Origin of the sequence: Polaromonas sp. OV174 (assembly GCF_900112285.1) — a bacterium.
Classification (GTDB): Bacteria; Pseudomonadota; Gammaproteobacteria; order Burkholderiales; family Burkholderiaceae_C; genus Polaromonas.
This window is the reverse complement of sequence record NZ_FOKZ01000005.1, coordinates 13,160-25,642: the sequence shown is the minus strand read 5'-3', so window position 1 is coordinate 25,642 and position 12,483 is coordinate 13,160. Positions and strand designations below refer to the sequence as shown.

The window sequence follows — 12,483 nt, the reverse complement described above, 5'->3', positions numbered from 1 at the left end:
CCATGGAGACCATTCGAATGCCACAGAATCATGCTGTCCGAATTGTGGATGCCAGCGACACTTTCCCGCGGAACTCCGAACGCTGGCGGCCAATCCGCGTGTCGGCCGAAGTGATCGAGGCGGAGATAGAGCGCCTGTCACGGATCCCCGCGCCGCACAACGGGCGCCGCAGTTTGTTCATCGTCCATCCCGAATCGAAAGAAGTCTCCGGGTTCGCTCCGGGCGTACAGATAGCCATCAACGTCCTGCTGCCAGGCGAACGCACCGAGGGCTTCCGCTACAACGCGAGCCAGGTGGAGCTGTGCATCCGCGGGCGCGGCACGGTGCACGTCGATAATCAGACGACGGTGATGGACCAATTTGACGTCGCCGCGATTCCGTCGATGCGCCGCCATTGGCACAGCAACGATGGCGACACGGCGTGGGTTCGCTTGTCCTATTCGAATGCGCCGTTGCTGCAGCGGTTGGGCGCGCTGTATGTCGAAGAGAGCGAAGCGGCGTCGTCCGCACCTTCCGACGATCTTTTCGTCGCCGCGACATACACCAGTGACAGTGCCCCTGAAATCGCCGTTTCGCCCGAAGGGGCCAGGTTGCGCGGCTATGAATTTCTGACCGATATACCGGTCGTCGAGAATCGCGCGTTGTTCTGGCCCTGGAAATCCGTGTCCGCCTCTTTAGCGAGCGAGCCGGGGGATGGCAAGCGCAACATCATGCTGTTGTACAACCCGGCTACGGAACGTCGCAACGGCACCACCCACAGCTTCTTCGCGACCATGTCACGCGTGCCGCCTGGCTTGCCGCCACGCGGACCTCGTAGGGGCCATCGGCACAGCTCGGTGGCGATCAACTATCACTTCGAAGGCAGCGGCTGGAGCGAGGTCGATGGTGAAAAAATCGAATGGAGCGCGGGCGACTTGCTGCTTTCGGCGCCCGGCTGGTCAGAACACGCACATTTCTTCAACCCTGAAGGCGCCAGTGTCCTGACTGTCCAGGACCACCCCCTGCATATCGGCATGGAGTCACTGATCTGGCAAGAGCGCATCGACGGGCCCATCCTCACCTTGGGTTCCCAGCCCGGGCAGAAGGGTTACGTCGGCCCTCGGGCCGTTGGTACGACCTGAGCCGAATTAACACCGATCCTTTTGAAAGCATACCTGTGTTCGATACCGAAACCATAGAAAAAGCTCGCGCGTGCAGGTCGAGCATTTCTCCAAACGCTATCCGGGAATGACTGTCAGCAGGTGCACCCATGAGGACGCAATACGGGAAAAAGGGCCCAAAAAACAGGCCCAAGAGGCCACAAGATGAGCCATTCGGCGACCTGCTTGAACCCAATCGAGCTGTCATCACCCCAAGTGGGCACTTTGACGGTACTTATTCAGCGTAGCCCTAACAAAACCAAATTTTTAACCCCCTTCAAAAAAACGGAGACATGATGACGAAAAAAACCCTTTATGCTTTGGCAGTCGCCAGCCTTGCCGTCGGCGCGCACGCCCAATCCTCGGTCACCATCTTCGGCGTGGCGGATGTCGGCGTGACCTACGGCACCGGTAGTAGATTCAATAACACGCTAGTCTCCAGTTCGAACACCCTGCCGAGCCGCATCGGCTTCCGTGGCCAGGAAGACCTCGGCAACAACCTGTATGCCACATTCTGGCTGGAAGGTTCGCTCGCGGTCGACACCGGCCAGGGCGGCACGACGTCCACGAACAACCAGTCAACCGGCGCCGGCACACAAGCCCTGTTCAACCGCCGCTCCACGGTAAGCCTGCTGAGCAAGCGTTTCGGCGAGCTGCGACTGGGCCGTGACCTCACACCGCAGGTGTTTAATCATGTGATGTTCGACCCGTTCAGCAACGTGGGTGTCGGGGCATCCCAAGCCTACAACGGCTACCGTGCGCTCTATTCCGTGGGGCCGGTGTCGGGCGTCGACACGCGTGCGTCGAACACCGTCGGTTACCTGCTGCCCAGCAGCGCCGGCGGTGGCTTCGGCGGCCAAGTCCAGTACTGGATGGGTGAAAATGCGTCGAACACGGTGAACGCACGCGACGGCTCCGGTGCCGGCATGCGGCTCACCTACGCGAGCGGGCCTGTCTCCCTCGGCGTCGCCGCCGCAAAGACCTCATACCTCGCGGGCGACCAGACCACCTACAACGCAGGGGGCTACTACGACTTCGGCGTGGTGCGGCTGACCGGGTACTACGACCGCACGAAGAACGGCGTCGTGACGGGCAAGGGTTGGCTGTTGGGCGGCGACCTGCCAGTCGGCATGGGCCGCTTCAAGGGCGCCGTGAGCCGCTTCTCTCAGAATTCGGGCACGCAGCCCACGAGCACGAAGCTGGCGCTCGGCTACGAACATTTCATGAGCAAGCGCACGCTACTATACGGGACCGTAGCCCGCCTCACGAACAAGGGCGGCGCCACCCAGGCCCTCGGCGGCGCGTTGACGAATGCCAACGACAGCTCCAGCGGCATCGACATCGGCATTCGCACCTCGTTCTGATTCGCACCCGAGGAGAGAGTTTCCAGGCACAGCTTATTGACGCCGACCAGAAGTTGATCATCTGTGCCGCTCTCCATGTGACGAGGCCAATTCTCCGAATGGCCATAGCCAGCAACCTTTTGAACAAAATAAAGTGATCAATTAATCATCGGCAGACGCCATGTTGAGGGATCAATTCGACGTTGGCGGACACAGCTACCTGAGGTTTATCATCTGGATGGACACGGAAATGTGTTTACGACTTTAACTGGGCCTGTTGTAGATTTGGAACGCCGCAAACCCGCATGAATGCTAGCATCCATGCGGGTTTGCGGGCCGTTAAGACGGTACTCCTTCGTGGTTTGGCGCACCAACGCACAAATTACCTTGCGCACCAGATTCCGTCCTCAAGTGCCTGGTAGTCCACGAAGATTTGCATGACCTTGCAACGCCTTTCGTCGAGCTGCTTCATCGTTCGTATGAATCAAAAATTCCTCGGTTATCTTGGGTGATGCCAAGACCTTCCTCGAAACGCGTTGCACAGCCGCCTCCCCGTACAAACCGAAGGGAAAGTTTATCGGCCGCTGACTTGCTCACAAGTTAGTAAATAGAATGCCCACAAATTAGTAATTTGCGCACTCATGACCTCTACCCCCTGTCATCTTGCATTTGATGTCGCTCCTTACCGGCTGTCCGACGTAGTTTTCGGCACTCTGCTCAACCATGAGCCCGCGATCGCTGCGCTAGACGCTACCGCCCTTCAGCCGCCCTACAAGGCACTAGCCAAGGCGTCGGTGCTGCGCAATACGCTGATCGATCATGGCGATGCCGTCACCGTATCGGCGGACTCGTTCGAGCGGGTGGTCCAGATGTACATCGACGGCGCAACGGGCGACAGCTTTCACGCCGACTATGGCCCGTTCGGCTCAATTTCCTTCCGTTTCGCCTGAGGTCACATATGATGAAAATTCCGAGTAATCAGTTTCGCAAAGCGCTTCGTTTGGGCCAGGCCCAGATCGGGCTGTGGGTAGGCTTGGCCGATGCGAATGCTGCCGAAGCGCTGGCCGGCTGCGGCTTTGATTGGCTGCTGCTCGACGGCGAGCATGCACCCAATGACGTACGCACCGTGCTGGATCAGCTCCGTGCTGTCGCACCTTATCCTGTGCATCCTGTAGTGCGCCCTGTGCAGGGCGACGTGGCCCTGGTCAAGCAGTACCTTGATGTGGGCGCACAAACCTTGCTGATCCCCATGATCGACACCCCCGAACAGGCGGCGCTGATGGTGCGCGCCATGCGGTACGCACCGGACGGCATTCGGGGCATGGGTGCCGCGCTTGCACGCGCATCGCGATGGAACCAGGTGGAGGATTACCTGAATCAGGCTAACGACGAAATGTGTCTGCTGGTCCAGGCAGAAACCCCGTTGGCAATGGAAAACCTGCCGGCAATCGCTGCCACGGAGGGCGTCGACGGCGTGTTCTTCGGCCCGGCGGATCTGTCCGCTTCCATGGGCTACCGCGGTCAGGCCAGCCACCCCAAGGTGCAGCGCGCCATTCTGGAAGGCATTGCCACGGTGCGTTCTGCCGGCAAGGCCGCCGGTATCCTGATGGCGGATCGCCAACTCGCGCAGACTTATCTGGACGCCGGGGCATTGTTTGTAGCGGTCGGAGTGGACACCACGCTGCTGGTGCGAACTGCCACCGAATTGGCGCGCAGTTTTATTACGCCGTCGGCGCAGGGGCGAATTGCGCCCACAGCAGCCTCCGGCAGTCCCTATTAGCCTGAGCGAGCCGCTGCAGCTAAAACTCAAGCGAAACCGCATCCCATTTCATGTGAATCCCCCAGGGGCAGCCTGCAGGCCGGCGTTTTTAACCATCACCTTGGGAGGAGACGCAACTTGCCAGATTCAACCTGTCCTGTGCTGCAAATTTGTGCCGGCACCCGGGTGCTGCTAGGTATTGCCGGTACTTCTCAGGAAGTCACGAAAGTAGTCGACAAAGCACTTTATTTTTGGCGGTACATAGCGCCAATGCGGAATGACGGCATAAATATTCATCGTGGACACAGCCATGTTTTGCATGACTTCCACCAGGGCGCCCGATTCGATGTGCTTGCGCACCAGCCACCACGGAAGCATCGTAACGCCCATGCCGCCCATCGCGCCGCTCAAAAGGATGTCTCCGTTGGGCGCATTTAGATTACCTTGAACCCGGACGTTCTCGACTTTTCCGTCAACCTCGATGGGCCAGAGATCGGTAATGCTGCCATCCCGCCCGCCGGTGAGGCAGTTATGGTTTTTCAGGTCCTCGGCGGTCTTGGGCGTGCCGTTTCGCTTCAGATAGTCCGCAGAGGCAACGAAAGCCCGCCTGTTCGCCGCGAGTGGAAGCGCGATGGAGCCGGGCTCCGGGCTCGACGTGACTCGAATTGAAATATCAATGCGTTCCTGCGCTTGGACGTTTCTTTCCAGTGCAAGAACCAGCTGTATGGATAGTTCCGGATACAACTTCATGAACGCCGGAAGTTCAGGTCCAATCAGGTGCGTGGCAAGTACGGCGGGAGCTTGTACTCGAAGAATTCCCGTAGGAACATTCTGCATGCCGGTCAGTTCCGCCTCTGCGGACACGAGTTCATCCAGAATGCGCTTGGCCTTCTCATAGAGCAGTTGCCCGGCTTCCGTCACTGCGAGTTGCCGTGTGGTGCGGTTGATCAACAGGCACCCGGCCCTCTTTTCCAGCGCAGCGATCTGCTTGCTTACAGTCGCCGGTGTCGTCTCAAGGAGTCGTGATGCACCGGTGAAGCTCATCGTCTCAATGGCATGCACCAGCGCCCGAAGCGAATTCAGGTCTTCCAGCTTGCTTAGCAGTTGTTCTGTCCTTGTACTCATTCCGTCCGCGATCAAATGTTGTTCGATTGTAGTGATTGAAAGGAGGGTGGTGGCATTCGATACTCCTTTGAACGCGTGGCAAAGGTGCCGGCGATCTGGCAGGAACGCGCAAAGGAAAGCTATGTTGAGTATTTTGGAATCGCCCCCTCCGGACTTGCGCGCACGCTTGCGCGATTTCTACGAAGACTACGTGTTCTGCCTGGACGAGTTCAGGCTGGAAGACTGGCCGGCGTTCTTCACCGAGGATTGTCATTACCGCGTGCAGTCACGCGAGAACCATGACGCAGGCTTGCCGGTCGGGATCATTCACTGCATGAACAAGAACATGCTGAAGGACCGGGTGACTGCGCTGAGAAAGACCACAGTGTTCCAGCCTAGGTCGCTGAGGCATTTCGTCAGCGGCGTGCGTGTCCAAGAGGTTCGCGACGGAGAAGTCGACGCGCAGGCCAATTTTCTGATCATCGAATCGATGTCGGATCAGAATCCCGTGATCAGCCTGGTTGGGCGTTACATCGATCGAATCGTCATCTCGGAAGACGGCTTCAAGATCAAGTCAAGGGACTGCGTCTACGACAATTACCAGATTCTCACGTCACTGATCACCCCGGTGTAATGAAACAATAAAGGACAAACACATGTCTTGTGATTTTGCGGAGATAGATAAGGTTTCACCGATTTCGATCCATGCAGGCGTTCGCCGCTGGCCGGAGGAAGGCGTGACCCGGGTTCCAAACTGGGTCTATACCGATCCGGCGATCTTCAATAAAGAAATGGAGGTGTTCTTCGGCGGAAAGACGTGGAACTACGTCGGGCTTGCATGCGAAGTGCCGGAGCCTGGTTGTTTCAAGCGCAACTGGATCGGTACCCACCCGGTCATCGTGGTGCGAGGAGAGCACGGTGACATCTATGTCCTCGAAAATCGATGCGCGCATCGCGGCGCGCAGGTGTGCTGGGAGAACACCGGCAAGGTCAAGGATTTCACCTGTCCTTACCACCAGTGGAATTTCGCGTTGGACGGCACCCTCCAAGGAATTCCGTTCAGACGACCGGTGAAGGGCAAGGGTGGCATGCCGGCGGACTTCGATCTGAAAAACCATGGCATGCGCAGGCTGCGCAGTGTCAACCGGGGCGGTTCCATATGGGCGACGTTCGCGGAAGACGGGCCGAGCTTCGAGGACTACTGCGGGCAGGACGTGCTGGCCGAGATTGATATCGTGATGCCGGGCAAGCCGCTGAAGCTGCTGGGATACCAGCGCCAGATCATCAATAGCAACTGGAAAACGTATCTTGACAACCTGAAGGATCCGTACCACGCCACGCTATTGCATTCCTTCTACATCACGTTTGGGCTGTGGCGAGCCGATTCCGAGTCGGCAAACGTGCCGACTGGCGGCGGCAAGCACAGCATCATGACGTCGACAAACTCGGGCAAGCGCAAAACGGAAACGACGTCGCAGATGGCCCGGTTCGACGACTCACTGAAGATTCTGGACTCTGAGACGGTCACACCGCGACGCGAGTTCAACAACGGCCGGGTTGGCGGCACCTGGATTTTTCCTTCGTCGATCGTTGGCATTCAGGCCAATTCGCTCAAGACGCGGCATCTCATTCCGATCAGCCCAACTCAGCATGCACTAGTCTTTACGTACTACGGCTACGAAGATGACGATGAAGAAATGGATCGTCTTCGACTCAAGCACGCGAACCTGATCGGTCCGGCCGGCTTTGTGTCCATGGATGACAGCGAAATGCTGACCCAGCTGCAGCTTGGCTTGTCTGGTTACCCGGATGGGGTCGGTGTCATCGAAATGGGGGGGAAAGACATCGAGCCGACCGACTACATGGTCAGCGAAGTGATGATTCGCGCCTTCTATAAGTACTACCGGGAAATGATGAATCTTTAGCCGAAGGCTTCAATGGCTGAAGCCGGAACGGCAGCATGTTCATGTCGGGTCGCGTTGCTCTATAAACAAGGAAGAAAACCATGAAGATTGCATCCAAATTCGAGAAGCTGGGCGTTCTGGTCGCGTGTGCGCTTTGCTTTGCGTCGTCCCAGAGTGCTGCCCAGACCTGGCCTGCCAAGGAGATCACTCTGCTTGTTCCAGGCGCTCCCGGCGGCTCCTCGGATCTTCCCGCCCGGCTGATGGCCGAGCGTATGTCGAAAGACCTCGGGCAACCCATCATCATCAAGAACCGGCCGAGTGCGAGCAGCATCGTGGCGATGGGCGCGCTAAAGGAGGCCAAGGCTGACGGCTACACGCTTGGATTCATGCCGGGTTCGGCGTTCATCGTGGCGCCCTGGACGTCGAGCGTAACGTTGCCCTATGACGTCATCCGCGATTTCACGCCAATCGGGATGGCGGTCTACACGCCACTGGCCATCGCAGTGAGTGCGGCTTCGCCCTACAAAACCATGCGAGACCTGCTTGATGCAGCAAAAGCAAAGCCCGACACCCTCGTGGTCGCCAATCCAGGTGCCAACACCTTGGCCGATCTGGGGACCCGGCTCATCTCTTCCAACGCCAAGGCGCCGTTGCGCTCCATCGCGTTCAGTGGGTTTCCTCAGTCTTATCCAGCCGTGGTCCGCGGCGATGCGGCCGCCGTCATCGACGGTGTGTCGCCGATGCTCCCTCATGTGGAAGCTGGGACGCTGCGCATCCTTTCCGTCGGTTCGCAAACGAAGCTGCCAGGACTGGAGTCCTTTGCCTTGCTGAACGACGCGGTTGCGGGCGTCGCGATCGAAGGTTGGTTCGGTGTTTTCGCTCCTGCGGGCTTGCCGGACGACATGAGTAAAAAGATCAGCGAATCCGTGCAACGCGCCATGCGCGACGACACACTCGTGGCGCGGCTCAAGGGGTGGGGGATGTATCCGCGCCAGGATAGCCCGGAGTCCTTCAAGCAATACGTGAAGCAAGAGCACGATAAGTGGGGAAAGATCGTCCGTGCGAGCAATGTCGGTGCACCGTCGAAATGATATGTGGCCCAAAACAATGAAAATCGGAAGGTCAAGTGATCATGGTTGAAGAATGGCTGGATGCAGGCCCGGAAACTGACGTCGAAGAGGATTGTCCGGTGGCAGTGGTCGTGGATGGCAGGGAAGTCGCCCTGTTTCGCGTGGGGCAGGAAGTGTTCGCAACGGACAACCTGTGCACGCACGGGAACGCACGGCTGTGCGATGGCTATCAGGAAGGGCGCGAGATCGAATGCCCACTGCACCAGGGCCGATTCGACGTCAGTACGGGCAAGGCGCTCTGTGCGCCATTGACCATGGACGTCGCGGTCTACCCGGTGCGCTTGATCGATGGGCGAATCCATATCAGCGTCGCTTCCTGATGAAACTTATCAGCTACGCTACATCCAGTAGCGGTGCGCGCGCTTCGCGATATGGCGTCATCGTGAACGACCGCGTCTACGACTTGACCACGCCGACTGCGCCGACGCTGCGCGCCGCACTGTCGATCGAAGGTGTGGAAGGAATTGCCGCCAGGGCCGCCGCTCTGACCCCAGGTAACGAAGGCATCGCGCTTTCGTCGGTGGTCCTGCTTCCTCCTATTACGGATCCGGACAAGATCCTCTGTCTCGGGATGAACTACCTGCACCACGCCAAGGAAGTCGGCATGGCGGTGCCGGCGCAGCCGGCCGTCTTCGTCCGCTTCATTTCATCGCTTGTTGGTCACGATCAGTCGCTCCGCCATCCTGGCATATCGGAGCAATTCGACTTCGAGGCCGAATTGGCCGTCATCATGGGCCGCACAGCTTATCGAGTGTCGGAAGCCGAGGCGCTGAACTACGTGGCAGGGTACTCCTGTCTCGCAGAAAACTCGGTGAGGGACTGGCAGCGGCATTCGAACCAGGCCACGGCAGGGAAGAATTTTCTGCACTCCGGTGCCTTCGGCCCCTGGTTGGTCACGCGGGACGAAGCGGGCCCCATCGCGAACATGACGGTCAGCGGCCGCCTGAATGGTGAGCTGATGCAAAGCGACTGTACTGCCAACATGATTTTTTCGGTCCAGAGGACGATTGCGTATCTGTCAACGTTCACCGAGTTGCTGCCTGGCGACGTGATCGCGACGGGCACGCCAGCCGGTGTTGGCTTCCTCCGAAAGCCACCGCGCTACCTGCAGCAGGGAGATGTTTTCGAAGTCGACATTTCGGGTATCGGGGTGCTGCGCAACGCGGTGATCAGTGAAAAATAGTCCGGGAGATTCTGTGAAATCTGTAGTGATTGCCGGCGCTGGCCAAGCTGCGGCTTGGGTAGCCCGAACTTTGCGCTCTGAGGGCTTTGCCGGGCAGCTCGTGATGTGCGGCGCCGAAAGCGTTCCCCCCTACGAACGTCCCCCGCTTTCCAAGGAACAACTCGTTCCGGGCGCGGCCGATATGGCCTATCTCATTCGTCCCGAGGAGTTCTCCGCATTAGGTGTGGAGTGGAGAGCGGCTACCCATGTCGAGCGGATTGATCGTGCCGCCCGTGCGGTCGAGCTTTCGTCCGGGGAATGGTTGAAGTACGACGCATTGGTCATCGCCACTGGTGGGCGGGCACACATTCCGCCAATCCCTGGCTTCGATCGGGATTGTGTCCACACTCTGCGCACACTCGACGACGCCCGGCGTCTGCGCGACCGCTTGCTGCCCGGAAGGCGTGTCCTGGTCGTGGGCGGCGGATGGATCGGCCTGGAGGTGGCTGCGGCGGCGGTTCGGCGCGGAGCTGCCGTCACCCTGGTGGAAATGGGATCGAACCTTTGTGCCCGTAGCGGTGTGCAGGACTTGTCCACCTACCTGCACGACCTGCATGTTTCGAACGGTGTGCAGGTTCGTCTCAATACGCGTGTCGTGCGACTGGACACCCATGCCGAGGGCAGCTACACGGCCGAGTTCGACGATGGCAGCAGTTACGTCGCCGACGTCGTGGTCGTGGGCGCGGGGCTGGTCCCGAATAGCGATATGGCAATACAAGCCGGTCTGGATTGCGATCGCGGCATCCTGGTGGATGCCACTGGTCGAAGTTCGGATCCGTGCATCTTCGCCGCCGGCGACGTCGCCGTCCTGCGGACTGCCGATGGCCGCGGAGAACGCCTGGAGTCATGGCAGAACGCCCAGGATCAGGGTATCGCCGTTGCCCAATCGTTGATGGGAAAACCCACCCGATATGAACCACTACCTTTCTTCTGGTCCACGCAATACGACGAACTCATACAAATGACAGGAACTGCGCATGGTGTCGCGGAGTGGCTGATGCGCCCTGGCGGCAGCGGTACCCAGCAAACGCATCTTGGGCTGAATGGCTCGGGAAAGGTGGTTTTCGGGCTGTGCATCAACGCGCCGCGCGACATTCGCGTACTGCGTCGATCCATTGCAGAGGCAGCCTCTCTGGACAGGTCGCGGTTCGCAGATTCGGCCGTGCCCCTGGCCAGGGCCGTCGTTGCTGCAGCCGGCTGAGCCGCAGAGCTGCGCACGGGTACACAGGGGCACGCGCGGCCCCTCTGGTCACTAGAACCGCATCGGAACTCCTTGTTGCAGCGGCAACGTCTGTCCTCGGCCCGAAGCACGGCATGCTTCGTAGGCCTGGATTGCGAGCGCCAGGTCAGAGATTCCCATGCCCACCGCTTTGAATAGTGACACCGAATCATCCGACCTGACCGCTTGGACGCCCTCCTGGATGACGGCCCCAATGGGTTTGACCCGCCCCCAGCCAAGGGCGCTTGTGTCGCTGCCAAACCGCCCTTTGAACTCTTGAGACGCCTTCCGCACGTTGGCAACATCGTCCACAGCAATCGTTTGGACGCGGTCGAAGACGTCGGCATGGAACTCTGCATTGGTTGGCAGGATGGCGCCTACGGCATTCAGGTGTGCACCAGGCGCGAGCATGTTGGCGTGCAGGAACGGCTCGGTTGCGCGCGTCACCAGGGTGACGATAGATGCTCCGTCGGTCGCGGCCTCTAGCGAGTCGACCGCTTGGACTGCCACATCCAAACGAGCGGCGAGTGTGGCGGCAAACGCCTCACGGTTTTCTGGCGAACGACTCCAAACCCTGACCCGTCGCAACGGACGCACGGCGTGAATCGCCGCGACCTGCGCCAGCGCCTGGCGTCCCGAGCCGATGAGCGCAAGGTCATCGGCCTTGGGTGAGGCCAGCCACCGCGTTCCTACGCCGGTGATCGCTGCTGTACGGAGTTGCCCTAAGAGATTGGCCTCGATGAGGGCCAGGAAAGTTCCTGCTTTCACGTCGAACAGCGAATACATAGCCTTGGCGCCGACCGGTGTGTTAACCCAGGTTTTGTAGCCACCATACCCGGCACTGGGGAGTACGGAACCCAGGGCGTGCAAGGATGACTTGTCGCCGAAGGTACCAAGCGCTTTCTCGATATTTGATCCACCACCGGCAGAAACTTCAGCGGTGCGCAGCTGCAGTACTTCGATGGCCTGGGTCAGCGACACAGTTCCTGCCACGTCCTCTTCACTCAGCCACAACGCTGTCTTCTTCATCTTGGGTTCCATCTATACGTTTCCTTTATGACCCCGCAGTCTGCGGCCCCTGCCGCCGCACCGCAACGTTGTCGTGCGAAAAACAGTTGTTCCGCAACGCGCATTGAAGACATCCAGCCTTCACTCATATAGTTCAGGCGGCGTAGGGCTCTGGCTACTGCGTTCATCCGCTAGGGAAAGACAAAAAGAATGAGAGGACATCTCGTGACGAACTATTCGGAACATCCTGCAGTGAGTCTGGTTATCGCATTTTTTTCCGCACTCGACCGTCGCGACCACGCCTTTGCGGCCGGCCTGCTCGCGCCGCAGGGAACCTGGCTTCGACAAGGCAAGATCCTGACGGGGCCGGCCGAAGCGCATGCCGCTCTTGATGCCCGGCCAGTGAACCGCGCCACATGTCACCTCGTGACTAACGTTCGCCTGGAGTCGAAGGACGAGGCGCATGTCGCGGTCACCTACTACCTGACCGCATTTGAAGCCATCACGGACAACGCGGGCACATCTGCCGAACCGCGGTTGGCAGCGATCCTAGAGTGCCAGGATCAACTCGTGTACGCCGGCGACATCTGGCACATCGTTGACAAGCGCAACCGACGCATGATGCCGCCCGCTATGGCGGCGTCTGCACATTGAC

At 59.3% G+C, this 12,483-nt stretch carries 13 protein-coding genes; 11 read left to right on the top strand and 2 right to left on the bottom strand.

Features of this window, described 5'->3' with window-relative positions:
* Nucleotides 1–2: 2 nt before the first annotated feature.
* The 4 genes from BM160_RS06130 to hpaI all read left to right on the top strand — a co-directional run bounded on the left by BM160_RS06130 (nucleotide 3) and on the right by hpaI (nucleotide 4,262).
* Entirely contained in the window at nucleotides 3–1,121 is a 1,119-nt protein-coding gene (locus BM160_RS06130) for a cupin domain-containing protein (protein WP_255368679.1), read from the top strand.
* A 314-nt stretch (nucleotides 1,122–1,435) separates the two neighbouring features.
* Nucleotides 1,436–2,503 (top strand): porin, encoded by a 1,068-nt coding sequence (locus tag BM160_RS06125; RefSeq protein ID WP_092002614.1) that lies wholly within the window; start codon nucleotides 1,436–1,438, stop codon nucleotides 2,501–2,503.
* A gap of 620 nt (nucleotides 2,504–3,123) precedes the next feature.
* Entirely contained in the window at nucleotides 3,124–3,432 is a 309-nt protein-coding gene (locus BM160_RS06120; protein ID WP_092002162.1) for an FAA hydrolase family protein, read from the top strand.
* A gap of 11 nt (nucleotides 3,433–3,443) precedes the next feature.
* Nucleotides 3,444–4,262, top strand: coding sequence for a 4-hydroxy-2-oxoheptanedioate aldolase (hpaI, locus tag BM160_RS06115; protein WP_177218929.1), 819 nt, complete (start codon nucleotides 3,444–3,446; stop codon nucleotides 4,260–4,262).
* Nucleotides 4,263–4,433: 171 nt separating this feature from the next.
* Here the strand turns inward: hpaI and BM160_RS06110 are convergent, their stop codons facing one another.
* A complete protein-coding gene (locus BM160_RS06110) occupies nucleotides 4,434–5,366 on the bottom strand; it encodes a LysR family transcriptional regulator (RefSeq protein WP_143093186.1) in 933 nt (310 codons plus the stop codon).
* Nucleotides 5,367–5,490: 124 nt separating this feature from the next.
* Here BM160_RS06110 and BM160_RS06105 point away from each other — a divergent pair, with 124 nt between their 5' ends.
* The 6 genes from BM160_RS06105 to BM160_RS06080 all read left to right on the top strand — a co-directional run bounded on the left by BM160_RS06105 (nucleotide 5,491) and on the right by BM160_RS06080 (nucleotide 10,802).
* The gene (locus BM160_RS06105) at nucleotides 5,491–5,979 is read left to right on the top strand and encodes an aromatic-ring-hydroxylating dioxygenase subunit beta (protein WP_255368678.1); all 489 of its coding nucleotides are present in this window, start codon (nucleotides 5,491–5,493) and stop codon (nucleotides 5,977–5,979) included.
* A gap of 22 nt (nucleotides 5,980–6,001) precedes the next feature.
* Entirely contained in the window at nucleotides 6,002–7,270 is a 1,269-nt protein-coding gene (locus tag BM160_RS06100; RefSeq protein WP_092002149.1) for an aromatic ring-hydroxylating dioxygenase subunit alpha, read from the top strand.
* An 80-nt stretch (nucleotides 7,271–7,350) separates the two neighbouring features.
* The gene (locus BM160_RS06095; RefSeq protein WP_092002146.1) at nucleotides 7,351–8,340 is read left to right on the top strand and encodes a Bug family tripartite tricarboxylate transporter substrate binding protein; all 990 of its coding nucleotides are present in this window, start codon (nucleotides 7,351–7,353) and stop codon (nucleotides 8,338–8,340) included.
* 41 nt (nucleotides 8,341–8,381) lie between these two features.
* On the top strand, nucleotides 8,382–8,699 hold the full coding sequence (locus BM160_RS06090) for a non-heme iron oxygenase ferredoxin subunit (RefSeq protein WP_092002143.1): 318 nt from the start codon (nucleotides 8,382–8,384) through the stop codon (nucleotides 8,697–8,699).
* Nucleotides 8,699–9,562: a fumarylacetoacetate hydrolase family protein gene (locus BM160_RS06085; RefSeq protein ID WP_092002140.1), complete on the top strand. Its 864-nt coding sequence runs from the start codon at nucleotides 8,699–8,701 to the stop codon at nucleotides 9,560–9,562. The genes BM160_RS06090 and BM160_RS06085 overlap by 1 nt, the downstream gene beginning before the upstream one ends.
* A 13-nt stretch (nucleotides 9,563–9,575) precedes the next feature.
* Nucleotides 9,576–10,802 (top strand): NAD(P)/FAD-dependent oxidoreductase, encoded by a 1,227-nt coding sequence (locus BM160_RS06080; protein ID WP_255368676.1) that lies wholly within the window; start codon nucleotides 9,576–9,578, stop codon nucleotides 10,800–10,802.
* Nucleotides 10,803–10,853: 51 nt separating this feature from the next.
* Here BM160_RS06080 and BM160_RS06075 read toward each other — a convergent pair whose 3' ends face one another.
* The gene (locus BM160_RS06075) at nucleotides 10,854–11,861 is read right to left on the bottom strand and encodes an ornithine cyclodeaminase family protein (protein ID WP_255368675.1); all 1,008 of its coding nucleotides are present in this window, start codon (nucleotides 11,859–11,861) and stop codon (nucleotides 10,854–10,856) included.
* 192 nt (nucleotides 11,862–12,053) lie between these two features.
* Between BM160_RS06075 and BM160_RS06070 the strand changes: the two genes are divergently transcribed.
* The gene (locus BM160_RS06070) at nucleotides 12,054–12,482 is read left to right on the top strand and encodes a nuclear transport factor 2 family protein (protein ID WP_255368674.1); all 429 of its coding nucleotides are present in this window, start codon (nucleotides 12,054–12,056) and stop codon (nucleotides 12,480–12,482) included.
* The last annotated feature ends 1 nt before the right edge of the window (nucleotide 12,483 follow it).